Origin of the sequence: Lawsonibacter hominis (genome assembly GCF_014287895.1) — a bacterium.
GTDB lineage: Bacteria > Bacillota > Clostridia > Oscillospirales > Oscillospiraceae > Lawsonibacter_A > Lawsonibacter_A hominis.
This window is the reverse complement of the sequence record NZ_JACOPP010000001.1, coordinates 217,601-234,285: the sequence shown is the minus strand read 5'-3', so window position 1 is coordinate 234,285 and position 16,685 is coordinate 217,601. Positions and strand designations below refer to the sequence as shown.

General features: G+C 62.9%; 16 protein-coding genes. 14 read left to right on the top strand and 2 right to left on the bottom strand.

All coding sequences use genetic code 11. From position 1 onward, the window contains the following. Positions 1–553: 553 nt before the first annotated feature. From rimO to H8S57_RS01090, 12 genes are all read left to right on the top strand, one after another. Complete coding sequence (gene rimO / locus H8S57_RS01150) at positions 554–1,873, top strand: 30S ribosomal protein S12 methylthiotransferase RimO (RefSeq protein ID WP_186906232.1); 1,320 nt, start codon at positions 554–556, stop codon at positions 1,871–1,873. A 4-nt stretch (positions 1,874–1,877) separates the two neighbouring features. Then, positions 1,878–2,405: a CDP-diacylglycerol--glycerol-3-phosphate 3-phosphatidyltransferase gene (gene pgsA / locus H8S57_RS01145; RefSeq protein WP_186906231.1), complete on the top strand. Its 528-nt coding sequence runs from the start codon at positions 1,878–1,880 to the stop codon at positions 2,403–2,405. Continuing rightward, positions 2,405–3,040, top strand: a complete 636-nt coding sequence (locus H8S57_RS01140; RefSeq protein ID WP_186906230.1) for a DapH/DapD/GlmU-related protein — start codon at positions 2,405–2,407, stop codon at positions 3,038–3,040. The genes pgsA and H8S57_RS01140 overlap by 1 nt, the downstream gene beginning before the upstream one ends. Positions 3,041–3,214: 174 nt before the next feature. Further along, positions 3,215–3,985 (top strand): hypothetical protein, encoded by a 771-nt coding sequence (locus tag H8S57_RS01135; protein ID WP_186906229.1) that lies wholly within the window; start codon positions 3,215–3,217, stop codon positions 3,983–3,985. Positions 3,986–4,078: 93 nt separating this feature from the next. After that, on the top strand, positions 4,079–4,381 hold the full coding sequence (locus H8S57_RS01130; RefSeq protein WP_186906228.1) for an STAS domain-containing protein: 303 nt from the start codon (positions 4,079–4,081) through the stop codon (positions 4,379–4,381). Between the two features lie 90 nt (positions 4,382–4,471). Continuing rightward, entirely contained in the window at positions 4,472–4,915 is a 444-nt protein-coding gene (gene spoIIAB / locus H8S57_RS01125) for an anti-sigma F factor (protein ID WP_186906227.1), read from the top strand. Further along, positions 4,912–5,622 carry a sigma-70 family RNA polymerase sigma factor gene (locus H8S57_RS01120; RefSeq protein WP_186906226.1) on the top strand — a complete coding sequence of 237 codons (711 nt, stop codon included), beginning with the start codon at positions 4,912–4,914 and terminating at the stop codon, positions 5,620–5,622. The genes spoIIAB and H8S57_RS01120 overlap by 4 nt, the downstream gene beginning before the upstream one ends. Before the next feature lie 218 nt (positions 5,623–5,840). Next, positions 5,841–6,041 (top strand): helix-turn-helix domain-containing protein, encoded by a 201-nt coding sequence (locus H8S57_RS01115; protein WP_186906225.1) that lies wholly within the window; start codon positions 5,841–5,843, stop codon positions 6,039–6,041. After that, positions 6,034–6,990, top strand: coding sequence for a glycosyltransferase family 2 protein (locus tag H8S57_RS01110; RefSeq protein ID WP_186906224.1), 957 nt, complete (start codon positions 6,034–6,036; stop codon positions 6,988–6,990). The genes H8S57_RS01115 and H8S57_RS01110 overlap by 8 nt, the downstream gene beginning before the upstream one ends. Then, positions 6,983–7,390, top strand: coding sequence for a GtrA family protein (locus H8S57_RS01105; RefSeq protein WP_186906223.1), 408 nt, complete (start codon positions 6,983–6,985; stop codon positions 7,388–7,390). The genes H8S57_RS01110 and H8S57_RS01105 overlap by 8 nt, the downstream gene beginning before the upstream one ends. Before the next feature lie 38 nt (positions 7,391–7,428). Continuing rightward, positions 7,429–9,246: a stalk domain-containing protein gene (locus H8S57_RS17190; protein WP_243204633.1), complete on the top strand. Its 1,818-nt coding sequence runs from the start codon at positions 7,429–7,431 to the stop codon at positions 9,244–9,246. Positions 9,247–9,248: 2 nt separating this feature from the next. Further along, positions 9,249–10,529 carry a copper amine oxidase N-terminal domain-containing protein gene (locus H8S57_RS01090; RefSeq protein WP_186906222.1) on the top strand — a complete coding sequence of 427 codons (1,281 nt, stop codon included), beginning with the start codon at positions 9,249–9,251 and terminating at the stop codon, positions 10,527–10,529. A gap of 14 nt (positions 10,530–10,543) precedes the next feature. Here the strand turns inward: H8S57_RS01090 and H8S57_RS01085 are convergent, their stop codons facing one another. Further along, positions 10,544–11,761: a dicarboxylate/amino acid:cation symporter gene (locus H8S57_RS01085; protein WP_186906221.1), complete on the bottom strand. Its 1,218-nt coding sequence runs from the start codon at positions 11,759–11,761 to the stop codon at positions 10,544–10,546. 446 nt (positions 11,762–12,207) lie between these two features. Here H8S57_RS01085 and H8S57_RS01080 point away from each other — a divergent pair, with 446 nt between their 5' ends. Next, positions 12,208–14,568 carry a M13-type metalloendopeptidase gene (locus tag H8S57_RS01080; protein WP_186906220.1) on the top strand — a complete coding sequence of 787 codons (2,361 nt, stop codon included), beginning with the start codon at positions 12,208–12,210 and terminating at the stop codon, positions 14,566–14,568. A 76-nt stretch (positions 14,569–14,644) separates the two neighbouring features. Here H8S57_RS01080 and H8S57_RS01075 read toward each other — a convergent pair whose 3' ends face one another. After that, complete coding sequence (locus H8S57_RS01075) at positions 14,645–16,024, bottom strand: LVIVD repeat-containing protein (RefSeq protein ID WP_186906219.1); 1,380 nt, start codon at positions 16,022–16,024, stop codon at positions 14,645–14,647. Positions 16,025–16,259: 235 nt separating this feature from the next. Here H8S57_RS01075 and H8S57_RS01070 point away from each other — a divergent pair, with 235 nt between their 5' ends. Beyond that, entirely contained in the window at positions 16,260–16,649 is a 390-nt protein-coding gene (locus H8S57_RS01070) for a serine proteinase (RefSeq protein WP_186906218.1), read from the top strand. Positions 16,650–16,685 lie beyond the last annotated feature (36 nt).

The window sequence follows — 16,685 nt, the reverse complement described above, 5'->3', positions numbered from 1 at the left end:
CAGTCCGGGGAAGCGTTGGGGCGGTCGCGCCCCTCAAATCTGCCGCAACAAAGCGCTTCAATGCGCTTAGACCTAGGGCATCACCGGACAATTCCCCACGCACGTCTTGGCGGCCGATTTGCCCCACAAATGCGTTGCGAAACCTTGCAATACACAAAGTATTCCTGCGGTTTTGCGCCTTTTTGCGGCACAAATTTTCGTGCCAATCCGCACGCGCCGAATGATGCGGTAATGCCCTGGCAACTACCTCGAATGATATTTGATTTTGCCTATGAGCAAATTGCAATCTGCTTTTCGGTAAAAGACGGGCAGCAAGCATGGACGATCGAACAGCATGTTCGGAGCGTGTCTACCGACTGCGGAAGGCCCGCGGCCTGAGCCGGAGAGAGCTGGGCGATGCGGTGGGACTTTCCCCAAGGCGATCCGTACGATTGAACGCGGAAATCGTTCAACGACCATTGAAAAGCTGGTGGAGCTGGCCCGCTTTTTTCAAGGCTCCGCCGACTGCCTGCTGGGCTTGAAGGATACCAAAGATTAAAGGAGAATTCCTGTTTTGAAGGTTGCATTCGTATCGCTTGGCTGCGCCAAGAACCTGGTGAATACCGAACAGATGATGGCCCTGGTGCGCCAGGCGGGCCACACCGTGGCCGGAGAGGCGGCGGGGGCCGATGTGGCGGTGCTCAATACCTGCGGCTTTATCGACTCGGCCAAGAGCGAGGCCATCCAGAATATTTTGGAGCTGGCCGCCCTCAAGGACGAGGGGAAGCTGAAGAAGCTGCTGGTCACCGGCTGCCTGTCCCAGCGCTACCAGAAGGAGCTGGTGGAGGAGCTGCCCGAGGTGGACGGCGTGCTGGGCACCGGCAGCTATACCGAGATCGTCTCCGCGCTGGAGGAGGTCATGGCCGGGGGCCGGCCTTTCCGCTTCGGGGACATTGACCATACGCAGGAGGACGGGGCGCGGCTGGTGTCCACCCCGCCCTACACCGCGTATCTGAAGATCGCCGAGGGCTGCGACAACCGCTGCGCCTACTGCGTTATCCCCTCCCTCCGGGGCCGCTACCGCAGCCGCACCATGGAGTCCCTGCTCGCCGAGGCCCGGACGCTGGCCGAAAGCGGCGTGAAGGAGCTTATCGTCATTGCCCAGGATATCACCCGCTACGGTACCGACATCTACGGCAAGCGGATGCTGGGGCAGCTGCTGCGGGAACTGTGCAGGCTCGACTTTCACTGGGTACGGCTGCACTACCTTTACCCGGACGAGGTGGATGAGAGCCTCATCGACGTGATCGCCTCGGAACGGAAAATCGTAAAGTATATCGACATCCCCCTTCAGCACATCAACGACGGGATCCTCAAGGCCATGAACCGCCGCTCCACCAAGGCGGAGATCCTGGCGCTGCTGGCGCGGCTGCGCGCGCGCCTGCCCGGACTGGTGCTGCGTACCTCCCTGATCTGCGGCCTGCCCGGCGAGGGAGAGGCGGAATTTGAGGAGCTGTGCGCCTTCCTGCGCACCGCCGGCATCGAGCGGGCGGGCATTTTCCAGTTCTCGCCCGAGGAGGGCACGCCCGCCGCCGCCATGGAGGGCCAGGTAGACCCGGCCGTGGCCGAGCGCCGGGTGGAGCTGCTGGTGGATCTGCAATCCCGGGTGATGGATGCGTGGAACGAACGCCGCCTGGGCGAGACGCTGGAGGTGCTGTGCGAGGGCTTCGATCCGGAGATGGGCTGCTACGCCGGGCGCTGCTATGCCGATTCGCCCGACGTGGACGGCAAGGTCTTCTTTACCGCCGGCGGTCTGGTGGCCGCGGGCAGCTTTGTCCCTGTCCGCATCACCGGCGTCTCCGACGGGGACCTGACCGGAGAGATCGAGGAGTGATGGAATGAATACCGCCAATAAGCTGACGATGCTGCGGGTGCTGATGATCCCACTGTTTTTGGTGGCGGTCTATCTCCGCTTCCCCTTCCATATGCTGTTCGCCCTGATCGTCTTCCTCCTGGCCTGCATCACCGATTTTGTGGACGGCTATATCGCCCGGCATTACGATCAGGTCACCGACTTCGGTAAGTTTATGGACCCGCTGGCCGACAAGGTGCTGGTCATGGCCGCGCTGCTGTGCTTTGTTGAGATGGGCCGTCTGAGCGCCTGGGCGCTTTTGATCGTCATCGTCCGGGAATTTGCCGTTACCGCCCTGCGCCTGATCGCCGCGGAGCGGGGCCGGGTCATTGCCGCGGCCTGGTCGGGCAAGGTGAAGACCGCTTCCACCATGGTGTGTATCTGCCTGATGCTGGCCTTCTCGCGGCCTGCGCTGGACCGGGTGTGCACGGTGGTCATCCTGGCTGCCACCGTGTACTCCGGCATCGAGTATTTCGTGAAGAACAAGGATGTTATCGACTGGAGCAGTCTGTAATGTTGGATTTCAGCCAGGATCTCTCGGCCCAAACGCCGCTGGTTCACCCCACCTCCCGCATCCAGAACTGTACCCTGGGCCGGTATGTGGAGATCGGGGACCGCTGTGTGCTGGAGGAGACCGCGGTGGGGGATTACACCTACTGTTTCGGCTCGAACGACGTGATCTACACCACGCTGGGCAAGTTTAACTCCATCGCCACCGGCGTGCGTATCAGCCCCGTGCAGCACCCGGCCAAGACCCGGGCGGCCGCGCATCATTTTACCTATCGCTGTTCCCACTACGGGTTTGGACCGGACGACGAGGGCCTGATCCGGTGGCGGCGGGAGACGTCCCATGTGACCACCGGCAACGATGTCTGGATCGGTCATAACGCCGTGGTGATGGGCGGCGTGACGCTGGGGGACGGCGCGGTGGTGGGCGCGGGCGCAGTGGTCACCCACGATGTGGCCCCTTATGAGATCGTGGGCGGCGTACCTGCAAGGCACATTGGCTGGCGGTATGCGCCGGAGGTGATCGCGGCCATGGAGCGTATCCGCTGGTGGGACTGGAGCCATGAGACGCTGAAGGAGCGCCTGCGGGACTTCGATGATGTGGAGCGCTTCTGCGCGCGCTATGATATTGGGCAAAAGTGAGAAAAAATCCAGCAGAAAATGCAGAAAAACAGGGCAACGCCGCCTCCCAAGCCGGACGGCGGCGTTTTTGCGCCTATTTTGTCACTCCTTGTCATTCAGCTGTAGTTGTGAAATGGACAGGGAAGGGGTAAAATAGGGCAAATGAATTGTGAGGAAGAAAGGGGGCGTAAGCCCATGAAACGGTTGATTCCTCTGGTGGCGGTGCTGTTCCTGCTGGCGGGATACACGCAGGGCTGCGGCCCCGGAGTAGAGAACGTACCTACGCCGGAAACCGAAGCCACGCCCACGCCGCTTGCCAGCGTCCGGCCCACCGTTGCGCTCACACCCGCGCCGTCCGCTGCGCCGGAGCCTACGCCGGAGCCCACGCCGCCGCCGGAGCCGTCGGAGCCGGTGCTGGTGGACCCGGTCCCCATGCCGGAGGAGACGCAGGTGCTGCCCACGCCCACACCGGAGCAGGGGGGTACGGCCGTGCCGGATGATGAAACGGTGCTGGCTGCGTACCGTCAGGCGGTGGAGGTGTTCGGCTGGTTCCAGATGGCCACGCTGCCCGCCGATCCTGCAGATCAGGTGGCGGTGGGCGAGATCCTGTACAGCCGGGTGGATTATCCCGGCCTGGCGACCCTGGCCGACCTGCGGGGCTATCTGAAAAACCGGTTCTCGGACGAACTGGTGGAATCCCTGCTGCCCGCCGGGGGCACCCAATATGTGGATCTGAACGGCGCGCTCTACGTCCAGGAGGGCGCGCGGGGCGCCGACATCACCAAGGGCGGAGAGACCGCCCAGGTCCTTCGGGACGGCAATCCCGACCGCTGCACTGTGCAGGTGACGGTGGAGGTGCTGGATCCGGAACAGGGCTTTGCCGTGGTGGGCAGCGAGACCTATGACTTCCCCTATGAAAAGGTGGGGGATAAGTGGATTTTTACCAGCTTTTCTCTCGTCCGGTAAAAAAATCGACAAATTCAGCGGGGTTCAGGCGCTATAATCGCAGTATACCAAATTTTGGTATACTGCGATTTTTTGTATCAGGAGGGACAAGCCATGGCAGTGAAATGCACCGGGGAGGACCGGGTGCTTACCGCGCAGGTGTCCGGCGAGGTGGATCACCACGGCGCCCGGGAGATCATGGGAGAGCTGGAACGGAATATCGAAACGTCCCTGCCCCGGGTGCTGGAGCTGGACTTGGGGGGCGTGACCTTTATGGACAGCTCGGGCATTGCCGTACTGCTGCGGGCTTACCGCCGTCTGGGCGCGCTGGGGGGCGAGGTACGCGTGCACAACGTCCCCCCCCAGGCGGCCCGTGTCCTGCGGGCGGCGGGGTTGGACAAGCTCATCCGCTTTTAGGGCCGGGCTGCCCGGGCGCTTGGGAATACCGATTTTTGCAATTACGGTCGGGGCCGCCGGGAGCGGCCCCCATGGGAGGTTTTTGTACATATGAAAGCGATCAATGAGGCAGCGGTCACCTTTCTCAGCCGCTCGTCCAACGAGGGCTTTGCCCGGACCACGGCGGCCTGCTTTGCCGCCCAGCTGGACCCCACTCTGGACGAGGTCAACGACATCAAGACAGCGGTGAGCGAGGCGGTGACCAACTGTATCGTCCACGCCTACCCGGATACCCTGGGCAGGATCAGTATGAAGCTGCGCCTGTTCGAGGACAACAGTTTGGAGATCGTGGTAAAGGATTGGGGCGTGGGGATCGCGGATGTGGAGCAGGCCCGCACGCCGCTTTTTACCACCGGAAGCGAGGAGCGCTCCGGCATGGGATTCACCATCATGGAGAGCTTTATGGATACCCTGAAAGTCCGTTCTGTGCCCGAACGGGGGACCACCGTGACCATGCGCCGCCGTATCTCCCGCCGTCTGGGGGGCCGAGTGTGAGCGTGGCGGATACCCCCGATCTGCTCCGGGAGGCGAGAAACGGGGACAACGAGGCCTGCGCCAGGCTGATCGAGGAGAATGCCGGGCTCATCTGGAGCATCGTGCGCCGCTATTATGGCCGCGGCGCCGATCCGGAGGACCTGTACCAACTGGGCTGCCTGGGCTTTTTAAAAGCGGTGCGGGGCTTTGACCCGGCCTTCGGATGCCAGTTCTCCACGTATGCCGTGCCCAAGATCGCCGGGGAGATCCGCCGCTTCCTGCGGGATGACGGGGCGGTGAAGGTCAGCCGGGGCCTGAAGGAACGGGCAGGCAGCATCCGCACCGCCCGGGACCGGCTCTCCGCCCGGCTGGGCCGGGAGCCGACCCTGAGCGAGCTGTCCGAAGAGACCGGACTGGAGCCGGAGGAGATCGCTGCCGCAGAGGAGGCCAATCTGCCGGTGGCCTCGCTCCAGATGGAGACGGGAGACGGCTTTACGCTGGAGAGCGTGCTGGGGACCGACGGTATGGAAGAAGGAATCGTGGAGAAGGTGGCCCTGCGGGGGGCCGTCAACGCCCTGCCGGAGCGGGAGCGGCAGGTGATCCTGCTGCGGTACTTCCGAAACCTGACCCAGGAGAAGGCGGCCCGGGTGCTGGGGGTCTCCCAGGTGCAGGTCTCCCGCATCGAGCGCCGCGCCATGGAGAGCCTGCGGCGGAAGCTGGAAGAATAGCGGACGAAGACGGCAGAAAAGGGTTGCGTGTGTCCGAAGAGCAGGGGGCAAAAGCCCCCTGCTCTTGGTTGTTGTGGGGAGCGGAGCCTCCCGGGGAGAGGCGCAGGCGCGGCTGCCGGCAGGGCTTGCAGCGCTGTGACGCAGAACTGTTGATAGCTGAAAGCTATAGGTGAAAAGGCTATTGCTGTAAGCTATAATAAGCGCAGGGAGTGATGAGGATGGATTACAAAACCCTCATTCGGGAAAAACGAAAGGAGAAAGGGATCAGCCAGGGAAAGCTTGCGGGATTGGTGCAGGTGTCCCAGCCTTTCATTGCGGAAATCGAAAGTGGGCGCAAGAAACCGTCTCTGGATGTTTTGATGCGGATTTGCACTGTATTGGAAATTTCTTTATTTGGTGAGGAACGAAAAGATGAATGAGATTCTCTATATCGTGGTTCCGTGCTACAACGAGGAAGCGGTCCTGCCGGAGACCTCCCGGCGGCTGCGGGAAAAACTGGAAACGCTTGCAGCCATGGGGAAGATTTCCCCCCAAAGCCGGGTGCTGTTCGTCAACGACGGCTCAAAGGACAGGACCTGGGAGATCATCCGTGCCCTGCATGAGGAGTGCCCCCTGTTTTCCGGGGTGGACCTGACCCGCAACCGCGGCCACCAGAACGCCTTGCTGGCCGGGCTGATGACGGCCAAAGACCGCTGCGATATGGCCATCTCCATGGATGCGGACCTGCAGGACGACGTGGACGCGGTGGACGCCATGGTGGACAAGTTCCAGGAAGGCTGCGACATCGTCTACGGCGTGCGCTCCAGCCGGGCCAAGGATACCTTCTTCAAACGCTTTACCGCCGAGGGCTTTTACCGGCTGATGAGCCTTATGGGGGCGGAGACGGTGTTCAACCACGCCGACTACCGCCTGATGTCCCGCCGGGCGCTGGAAGGGCTGAGTCAGTTCCGGGAAGTCAATCTGTTCCTGCGGGGCATCGTGCCGATGGTGGGCTATCCCTCGGCCGTGGTGGAATACGAGCGGGGGGAGCGCTTTGCGGGAGAGAGCAAGTACCCGCTGAAAAAGATGCTCTCCTTCGCCATGGAGGGCATCACCAGCCTGTCCACCAAGCCCATCCGCTATATCACGCTGCTGGGCTTTTTGATTTTCCTGGTCTCCATCGTCATGCTGGCCACGTTCATCGTCAAATGGGCCCTGGGCATGACGGTGGCGGGCTGGGCCAGCGTCATCTGCTCCGTGTGGGCCATCGGCGGGCTGATCCTGCTCTCCCTGGGGGTCATTGGAGAATATATCGGCAAGATCTATCTGGAGACCAAGCAGCGGCCCCGGTTCCTGATCCGTACGGTGCTGGAGGAAGACGATGGGTAAGCTGATCGACGGGAGCATCCCCAAATTCCTTCTGGTGGGCGTGGGCAACACGCTGCTGTCCATGGCGCTTATGTTTTTGCTGGAGGGGCTGGGCTACTGGCCCTCCACCGCCATCGCCTATGTGGCCGGAGCGGTCATGAGCTTCTTTCTCAACCGGCATTTTACCTTCCGCAGTCAGGAGACCTTGGGACGCTCGGCAATCAAATTTGCCGTTAACGTGGCCGTGTGCTATGTGCTGGCTTACGCCCTGGCGCAGCCCATCGCGGGCTGGGTGCTGGGATACAGCGGTATTGCGCCCATCTGGCAGGAACGGCTGACCAAACTGGGGGGCATGGCTCTGTACACCGTTTTGAACTACTTCGGACAGCGCTTTTTTGCGTTCCGGAAGAAGGAAGCGTAAGGCGGGCGCTGCCCGCCCCGGAGAAAAAGGAGGTTCCTATGAAGCGGTTCCTGTCCATCCTGCCGGCCCTGACGCTGGCCCTCACCCTGGTTACCCCCGCCCTGGCGACAGAGCCCCAGGCCGGGGACACCTACATCCGCATCCTGGGCAGCAGCGGCGCGCGGACGGTGGGGGTCCGTACCACCTACGGAGTGTACCGGCAGACGGCAGACGGCGCGGTGTACCGGGACGACCGGTATGAGTTTGTCTACACCGGCGACGGCGAGCACTGGACGGCGGCGGGGGCGGTGGAGAGCGGCCTGGGCGGCGGCTGGTATGACGGGACGCAGTTCCTGGCCTGCCCCTTCCAGAGCGCACAGCCCACCTGGCGCTCCGCCGACGGGGCGCACTGGACGGCCCTCACGCCGGAGGAGCAGGCGGTCCTGCCGGCGCTCCGGCGGGGCCGGGCAGAGCTGAACGGCCTTCAGTTCCTCCTCAGGGGTGGACGGGAGCTCTGGGTGACCGACGGACAGGGGCGGGCCGTGGAGCTGACGGCGGACTTCACCTCCTTCCTGGCCAGCTACGACATGGCGGACGTGCAGGCCTATCCGGCGCCCCGGGGCATCCGGGTGGAGGTCTACAGCCGGTATGGCTACGAGACCGGCGCGTCCCACACCTATCCGGCGGCGGAGTTGGAGCAGCGCCTGGCCGCTGCCCAGCCGGGGGCCTTCCAGCCCGAGCTGCTGCGGGTGGCGGGCAATGGGAAGCTCCTGTTGGGGCAGGCCCGGTTCGGCACCGACGGCGTGGAGAATCTGTACACGACCGACGGCCTCACCTGGAAAACGGCGGAGGGGATGCCGGCGGGCGAGCTGCTGCCCTACAACGGCAAGAGCTTTGTGGTGGTCAGCGGGGAACCGGCGGGGGTGTACGCCTCGGAGGACGGCCTGACCTGGCGGAGCTTGGAGGGCACCGCGTTCCAGCCGGAGCGGGAGAAGGTGCTGGCGGATTACACCTTCCTATGGACGGGGACGGAGTACATCTCCTGCCGCACGGTGGAGGAGCCCTACGGTCCCCACGGCGCCCGGGGGGACTGGACCAGCGCCTGGAACACCAGGGTGTGCTTCGCGGACGGGGACTTTCAGCTCACGGGCTCCTGTGATTTCGGCGTCAACGTCACCGGCGTGGGCTTCCAATACGGCACCTATTACGTCCAGGCTGGCGGGACGGTCTACTCCTCCGCAGACCGGACGCACTGGACGGCCACTACTCTGACTTCCATCCCGGCGGCTCCGGAGGGGGCTCCCTATACCCTCCGTGTAACCGGAACCCAGGTAGAGGCGGCCCCGGCGGGCAGCAGCCAGTTTGTCCCCCTGTTTACCGCTCCCTATGAGGGCTTGCAGGCCTCCCTCCGGTGGGGGGAGAATGTCTATGCCGTAGAGCTGGCCGACCAGGAGGGCCGCCCGGCGGAGATTCGGGTGTTTACCGCCGCCCAGATGGCGGCGAAGTTCCTCAAAGAGCTGCGGGTCACGGTAGACGGCAAGCCGGTGACCTTCCCCATCTCCCTCTATCAGGTGAAGGGGTGTACCATGGCCCCTCTGCGGCAGATGGCCCAGGCTCTGGGCTATACCTTTGACTATGACGGCTCTTCCGGGACGGCGGTATGCACCCGGGGGACGGACACCATTTCCGTGCGCGCGGGCAACACCCAGGCCACCGTCAACGGAAAGACCACCAGCTGGCTGGCAGTGCCCGCCGAGCTGCACAAGGGTATTTTCTGCGTACCCGTCCGATTCTTTGCCGAGGCGGCGGGGGCGGATGTGACCTGGGATGCGGCGGGGCAGACCTTCTACCTCACCACAGAAATTCAGGAGGGATAAACATGAGACGACGTGTAATTTCGGTGCTGGCCGCCGCCCTGGCCGCGGCCCTTGTACTGGCCGTTCCGGCCAGTGCGTGGGAATACGCCAGCGGTAACGGGTACATCATCCGGGAGCGGGTGGAGGAGGACGGCGCCCATGTCTGGGACGTGTCTGCCAATGGCAGGGACTGGCTGCCTACGGACCGGATGCCCCGTGAGCAGGCCGCCTCCAGCAGGATGTTCCTGCTGGAGACCGGCGGCGCGGTGGTGCGGTATGACCGTCAGAGCGGAAGCATGTCCTATTGGAACGGGACGGAGTGGAGCACGCCGGAACTGGATTTTGACCCGCTGGAGGGACTGGACGGAACAGAGTACGTCTATTATGACCTGGCCTGTAGCGGGGACAGCTATCTTCTGCGGCAGTACGCGATAGGCAACGGGGATAAAGTGAACCGGGAGTGGGTGGTTCTGCTGGACGGGGCGTTTCAACAGGTGGCAGAGCACGACTTCGGCGCGCCGGTGACAGACCTGGCCTATATTGACGGTGCGTACTATGTGCTGACCCTGTGGGAGGATGGCTATAAAACCTACCGCAGCAGCGACGGCCGGAACTGGGCCCTCAGCGGCTGGAGTGTATTCGGCCTGCCGGAGCCAAGGCCGGAGAAACCGGCCACGGCCAAAACCCTGGTTCCTGGAGACGAGACTGACGGTTGGCTGATCTACCGGATGAACGGCGGTCCCCTCCAGGTGTCGGTGGACGGGGTGTACTTCCGCACCCTGGACCCGTGGAATGCGGTCGGGCTGAAGGTCTACGGCGGACAGGGCGGCGCAGTGCTGGTGCCCACGGATAAACTGGGCATTGTCACCTCGGGCAAGCCCCTAGTGGTGGACGACGCCGAGCAGGCGGCCCTGCTGCGGGACACCTTTGGGCCATCTCCCACCTATGTGGCCCTGGATGGGAAGTATTTCTCCCTGACCGACAGGACGCTCCGCACCACAGCGGGGTGCACCATGGCCCCTCTGCGTGAGCTGGCCATCTGGATGGGCTATTATGACTTCTCCTACGACGCGGCCACCGGGACGGCGGTCTGCAACAACGGGGTGCAGACCATCACCGTCCGGGTGGGCAGCACCCGGGGCCAGGTGTCCGGGCGGGGACAGGTTCCTATGGCGGTGCCGCCTGAGCTGGTGGGGTGGAAGGTCTATGTCCCGGTGCGCTTTATGGTGGACGCCGCGGGGCTGGAGGACGTGTGGGACGCGGAGCAAAACACGCTCTGGATCACCACCCCCGAACAGGCGTGAAGAAGGGGCCTCCCTCAGGCGGGGGGCCCCTTTTTGTCCGGGCGTTCGGCGGCGGACACCACCACACAGCAGGCCAGGTCGCCGGTGATATTTACCGTGGTGCGCGCCATGTCCAGCACCCGGTCGATGCCCAGGACCAGCCCCACCCCTTCTACCGGCAGGCCCACGGACTGGAGCACCATGCTCAGCATGACGGCCCCCGCGCCGGGCACTCCGGCGGTACCGATGGAGGCCAGCGTGCAGGTGACGATGACGGTGAGCTGCTGTGCGGGGGAGAGGGTCAGGCCGTAAGCGTTGGCGATAAACAGGGCGCATACGCCCTGGTAGATGGCGGTGCCGTCCATATTGATGGTAGCGCCCAGCGGGAGGATGAAGGAGCGCACCGGGTGCGGCACGCCCAGACGCTCGGCGGCCTCCATGGAAAAGGGAAGAGAGCCCGCCGAGCTGGCGGAGGAAAAGGCGAAGACCATGGCGGGCAGGGCCTGGCGGAAAAAGCGCAGAGGGCTGACCCGGCCCAGACCCCACACCGCCGCCGAGTAGCCCACCAGAACATGGACCAGGCAGGCCCCGTAGACCAGGGCGACGACGCCCAGAAAGGACAGAAGCACCTGTGGGCCCAGCTGTGCCACGACCGGTGCGATGAGGGCGAATACGGCCACGGGGGCCAGCTTCATCACAAAGCCGGTGAGGGCATACATGGCCCGGGCCAGACTGTCAAAGACGCCGTAGAGCGGCTCGCCTGTGCCGCCCAGCGCGAGGATAGCGGCCCCAAGCGCCACGGCAAAAAAGATGATCTGGAGCATATTGCCCTCGGCCAGCGCGGCGACCGGGTTGGCGGGCACCAGGTTGAGCAGGGTGTCGGCCAGACGTACGGTCTCCTCCTCGGCCGGCGCGTCCGGAAGGGCATAACCCAATCCCCGCCCCACAGGGAACAGGTTGCCCGCCAGCAGACCCAGGGTCACCGCCACGGCGGTGGTACAAAGATAAAAGAGGATGGTACGCGCGCCGATGCCCGCCGCCTGCCGGGCGTCCCCCAGACCGCAGGTGCCCGTCACGATGGAGGAAAAGACCAGGGGGACCACCAGCATCTTGACCAGGTTTAAAAACAGCGTGCCCACGGGCTGAATATAGTCCGCGGCAAAGCCGGGCGCACCCTGGAGCGCCAGCCCGGCCAGCACGCCCAGGCCCAGGCCGATCAGGACCTGTATGGATAGCGGCAGCCTGCGCTTCATCCCACTCCCCCCAATTCAGGGTTAGGATACGAAAAAGACAGGAAAAAGATGCGCGGCGGCCGCAAAATATACTAGACTGAGGCGGGGAAGGAGCGGGAACGCTAAGGAGGATATCCCGGCAAAACGGAGCGCGCACCGCAATGAGAGCGCGAAAGATACGGGGAAGCGCTCCCAAGGCAGCGGAGTTTTTTGGAAACCTTAGGCATCACCGCACAATTCCCCACGCACGTCTTGGCGGCCAATTTGCCCCACAAATGCGTTGCAAAACCTTGCAATACAAAAAGTATTCCTGCGGTTTTGCGCCTTTTTGCGGCACAAATCTTCGCGCCAATCCGCACGCGTTGAATGATGCAGTAATGCCCTTAAACAATTTTAATATTCCTTTTAGGATTGCTGCAAGGGAATGGTGCTATAATGAAGCCATCAATTTGGAAGGAAGTGTCTCAATGACGAGAGGAAAACGATGGCTGGCCGGCCTGCTGGCCGCCCTGATGGCGTTCACGGCCCTGCCTGCCGCGGCTCTGGCTGCGGACGCGCCCCGCACGCTTACCCGCGGCGAGGTATGTGAGATCCTGCTTGCCGCAGCCGACGATTATCACAGCGGACTGACTGCGGCCGATCTGCTGAAGGGGGACGGAAGCGGCGATCGGGCGGAGGGGCGCCCGGTCACCCGGGCGGAGGCCCTGGTGATGCTCTCCCGGGCCTTCGGCCCCCTGCCTGCGGCGGCGGGGGACAGCGCTCGCTGGGCCTATCCCGCCGCCCGCTTTACCGATGTGCCTGCCTGGGCGCAAACAGAGCTGGCCGATGTGTTCGCCGCGGGCATCGTAGCGGGCACCAGCGCCACGACCTTCTCTCCCGAGCTGCAAGTGACCGACCAGCAGCTGGATCTGCTGCTCCGCCGGGTGTACGCCCTGGAGGGGAGCAACCGGAAGGACGATTTCTACGCCGCGGTCAACCGGGAATGGCTGACCGCTTCTACCATTCCCGCGGGCTATGCCTACAGCGGCGCCCTGTATGATCTGGGCTATGAAGTCACCGGGCAGGTATCCGAGATCATCCGGGAGATCGCCGCCTCTGCCCCCAAGGAGGGCACCCCGGAGGAGAAGATCAAAAACCTCTACGAGAACATCCTGGATTGGGACGCCCGGAACAAAGCCGGAATCACGCCGATCAAGCCCTATCTGGACGCCATCGGCCGGGCGGAGAGCCTGGATGCGCTGATGAAGGTCCATAACGACGTGTCCAGTCAGCTGGGCGCCTCGCTGGCGCTGGGCTTTGGCCTGACGGTGGACCAAAAGGACAGCGGGAAATACATCCTCACCTTTGGGAGCCTCTCCCCCTCGCTGGGCAAAGAGGACTATGCCGCCGGCGCCGGGATCAAAGACGCCTACCTCCAGTATCTGACCACGCTGCTCACGCTGGGCGGGGAGGATGCAGCCAAGGCTGCAAAGGACGCTCAGGCTTATTATCAGGTGGAGCAGGACCTGGCCGGCGCCATGATGGACCGGCAGGAGTACGGCGATGTGGATAAAACCTATAACCTCTACACCATGCAAGCGCTTCAGGCGCTGTTCCCCAACGTGGACCTGGATGCGGTGCGGGAGGCGGAAGGCCTTTCCGAGGGCGAGGCGGTCATGGTTCAGGACGTAGCCCTGCTGGAGACCGCCGCAGCCTATTTTGACGAGACTCACCTGGAAACGCTGAAGACCATAATGAAGCTCTATCTGCTGGGCAGCTTCGGCAGCGCGCTGGACCGGGCGTTTACCGATGCGTCCGACCGGCTCCAGCAGGCCATGTACGGCACCGACACCAGCCTGCCCGACGAGGATCTGGCCGCCCAGCTGGTACAGGCTTACCTGGCCGATTATCTGGGCGAGGTCTACGTGGAGCGCTACTTCTCCGCCGAGGCCAAGGCCGATGTGGAGGCCATGATCGAACAGTTCCGGGGTATTTATAAGGAACGCATCCTGGCGCTGGACTGGATGAGCGCCGCCACCAAGGAAAAGGCCGTGGAGAAGCTGAACGCCATCACGGTAAATGTGGGATATCCCGACCGCTGGGATACCTATCTGGATGACGCCCAGATCAGAAGTGCCGCTCAGGGCGGAAGCTATTTTGAAAATCTGGTGTCCATCACCCTGGCATCCCGGGCGGAGGCGGTGGCCCTGCAGGATCAGCCGGTCGATAAGACCGCCTGGCAGATGTCCCCCTATACGGTGAACGCCTATTACGACGCGACCTCCAACAGCATCAATTTCCCTGCCGGAATCCTCCAGGCGCCCCTGTATGACGTGCAGGCCGACCCGACCGAGAACCTGGGCGGCATCGGCTATATCATTGCCCATGAGATGACCCATGCCTTCGACAACAACGGCGCCAAGTTCGACAAGAACGGCAACGCCGCCGACTGGTGGACCGAGGAGGACTACGCCGCTTTCCGGCAGCTGTGCCAGCGGGTCGTGGCGTTTTACGACGGAGTAGAGGTCATCCCCGGCGTTACCTGCAACGGGAATCTGACCCTCTCTGAGAATATTGCGGACCTGGGCGCCCTGGCCTGCATCACCCAGGCTGAAGGCAAGGAAAAGCAGCCCGACTATCCAACGCTTTACGAGAGCGCGGCCCGCACCTGGACCTTTACCGGGACCCGGGAGATCTACGCCTATCTGGCACAGCTGGATGTGCACGCCCCCGGCAAGCTGAGGGGCAACCGGGCTCTGCAGGCATTCGATGAATTCTATGCCGCCTTCGACATCCAGAGCGGCGACGGTATGTGGCTGGAGCCGGAACAACGCGTACAGGTCTGGTAAAACAAAACGGCGCTGCTTTCCCACGGGAGAGCAGCGCCGTCTTTTCGGTCAGAAAAACGGGGGATGGAACGGGAACTCAGACACCGTCCTTCAGTTTGAGGATATACATGCCGTCGTGCCAGGTATCCATGTAGATATACCCGCGGTCGTCCACTACGCAGTCTTCGGTGGTGGCCAGCATGGGACCCGGGACGGGGATGTCGAAGAGGAGTTTCTCGGGATTCGGCGGGATGAAGTAGGCCAGCTCCTTGATATAGTAGGGGTCGGACACGTCGTACACCCGCATGCCCGCATGGAAGTAGCAGCAGTAGACCCGATTGGGGTTCTGGTCCAGCCAGGGCTTATTGCTCATGGGTTCGTGGATGTTGTGGGGGCCGAAGGGGCCCTGCATGCCGTCCAGACCGGCGGTGTTGAAGTTGGGCCAGGGGAAGTGCTCCGGCACCTCGGGATAGGGGAATTCCGCCACCAGCTGGGGATCGGTGGGGTCGGAGATGTCGATCATGTGCAGGTTGTTCATAGGCTGAGCGCCCTTGCGGGGGCCGTTGGTGAGAATGTCCTTGTTATAGAAGGGAAAGCGCTCCCCCTCGTTGGTGGCCACCAGGAAATTGCGGCCGGGCAGGGGAAGGCAGGTATGAGTGCGGGCCCCGGCGTACTTGCCGGAGAAGGGCCCCTTCAGCTTGAGCTGGCCGACCTTTTTGGGCCGGGTGACATCGGAGATGTCCAGGATGACCAGGCCCTCGCAGTAGTAGGACAGATAGGCCAGGTCGCCCACCACGAACGGAGGCCCGTGAAGCTGCGGCCAGTCCATGAACTCCCAGTGCTGTGGGCCGTCCACGGGATACTCGCCCGCTTTCATACCGTCGGTAAACTGGCGGGGCTCCCACCAGCGGCCCACCTCTACCGGGTGAGTGGGATCGATGATGTCCAGGATCCGGTAGATGTTGCCGGTAAAGCCTGGGCAGTCGGCGGACAGATGGACGTAGCGCCCGCCGTTGTACATAAAGCGGTGCACACCCATGCCGTCCGGCACGCCGGTCTCCCATTTGGAGAGCAGCTTGGGGTGGACGGGGTCGCTCTTGATGTCAAAGATCTGCAGGCTGCCCAGGCTCTTGTCGCCGGGCTTGCAGCCGTGGAGAAAGGACACGCCGCCGCCGGTGGCGCCGATCATCAGGCCGTCGGCTACCTGGATCTTGGGGGTGTTTGTGGCGGGGTACTCCTTGGGGTCGCACGCCTGCATCCAGTTGACCACCCTGGGTTCGGCGGGATCGGTCACATCCACGATATTCCAGCCTGGCCCGCGGAAAGATCCGCAGTACATATAGTATCTGCCGTCGTCGGTTTTGTGCAGGGCCATCTGGAAGGCGTTGACGCCGTTGAGATCGCAGAAGCCCACCACTTCCATGTTTTTGATATAGCCCTCGTTTCCGGGGCTCTTGGCGTAAAAGGGAGCAGACAACGTTTTTACCTCCTGTTCGGAATTGCTTCTATTTATAAGGTTAACCGAAAATCGCCGCCGTGTCTAATAACAATTATCGCATCAATCGGATAACCAAATGCGTATGTTTCCCGATAAAGAACATTAAAAATGGTTAAAATCAACATGGGGCCCCTTGCGCCGGGCGGCAAAAGGGGGTAGAATAAGGCCAGATTCCAGAGGTAATGCCAAGCAGAACAAACAGGAGGTTTTTCATATGGCTTTTTTTGACGAGTTAAAGGAGCGTGCGGTCGACTTGGGCCGGGCCGGCGTGGCCAAGTCCAAGCAGCTGGCGGAAATCGGCAAGCTGAACCTGAGCAGCGCGGGCGAAGAGGACGCCATCAAGAAGGCGTATATCGAAATCGGCAAGCTCTATTATGCCGAGCGCGGCATGGCGCCCGAGACCGCTTATGTGGCCCTGTGCGAGAAGATCACCGCCAGCAAGATCACCATCGAAGAGAACAAAGCGCGCATTGCTGAGATCAAGGCCGAGGGCAATGTATCCGACGCGGAGGTCCCGCCCGTGGTCACCGACGTGCCCCCTGAGGAGCCGAGCGGCTGCGACTGTGGCTGCGAGGTCCACGAGGACGACAAGCCCCAGGAGTAACCCTCAGCCCAAAGACGTCAAACAGCCCGCACGGAA

What these genes read in the sequence shown, in the direction of transcription:
- pgsA (WP_186906231.1), top strand. Translation starts at nt 1,878, where the DNA reads ATGAATACCGCCAATAAGCTGACGATGCTGCGGGTGCTGATGATCCCA.
- H8S57_RS01140 (WP_186906230.1), top strand. Translation starts at nt 2,405, where the DNA reads ATGTTGGATTTCAGCCAGGATCTCTCGGCCCAAACGCCGCTGGTTCAC.
- H8S57_RS01135 (WP_186906229.1), top strand. Translation starts at nt 3,215, where the DNA reads ATGAAACGGTTGATTCCTCTGGTGGCGGTGCTGTTCCTGCTGGCGGGA.
- H8S57_RS01130 (WP_186906228.1), top strand. Translation starts at nt 4,079, where the DNA reads ATGGCAGTGAAATGCACCGGGGAGGACCGGGTGCTTACCGCGCAGGTG.
- spoIIAB (WP_186906227.1), top strand. Translation starts at nt 4,472, where the DNA reads ATGAAAGCGATCAATGAGGCAGCGGTCACCTTTCTCAGCCGCTCGTCC.
- H8S57_RS01115 (WP_186906225.1), top strand. Translation starts at nt 5,841, where the DNA reads ATGGATTACAAAACCCTCATTCGGGAAAAACGAAAGGAGAAAGGGATC.
- H8S57_RS01110 (WP_186906224.1), top strand. Translation starts at nt 6,034, where the DNA reads ATGAATGAGATTCTCTATATCGTGGTTCCGTGCTACAACGAGGAAGCG.
- H8S57_RS01105 (WP_186906223.1), top strand. Translation starts at nt 6,983, where the DNA reads ATGGGTAAGCTGATCGACGGGAGCATCCCCAAATTCCTTCTGGTGGGC.
- H8S57_RS17190 (WP_243204633.1), top strand. Translation starts at nt 7,429, where the DNA reads ATGAAGCGGTTCCTGTCCATCCTGCCGGCCCTGACGCTGGCCCTCACC.
- H8S57_RS01090 (WP_186906222.1), top strand. Translation starts at nt 9,249, where the DNA reads ATGAGACGACGTGTAATTTCGGTGCTGGCCGCCGCCCTGGCCGCGGCC.
- H8S57_RS01085 (WP_186906221.1), bottom strand. Translation starts at nt 11,761, where the DNA reads ATGAAGCGCAGGCTGCCGCTATCCATACAGGTCCTGATCGGCCTGGGC.
- H8S57_RS01080 (WP_186906220.1), top strand. Translation starts at nt 12,208, where the DNA reads ATGACGAGAGGAAAACGATGGCTGGCCGGCCTGCTGGCCGCCCTGATG.
- H8S57_RS01070 (WP_186906218.1), top strand. Translation starts at nt 16,260, where the DNA reads ATGGCTTTTTTTGACGAGTTAAAGGAGCGTGCGGTCGACTTGGGCCGG.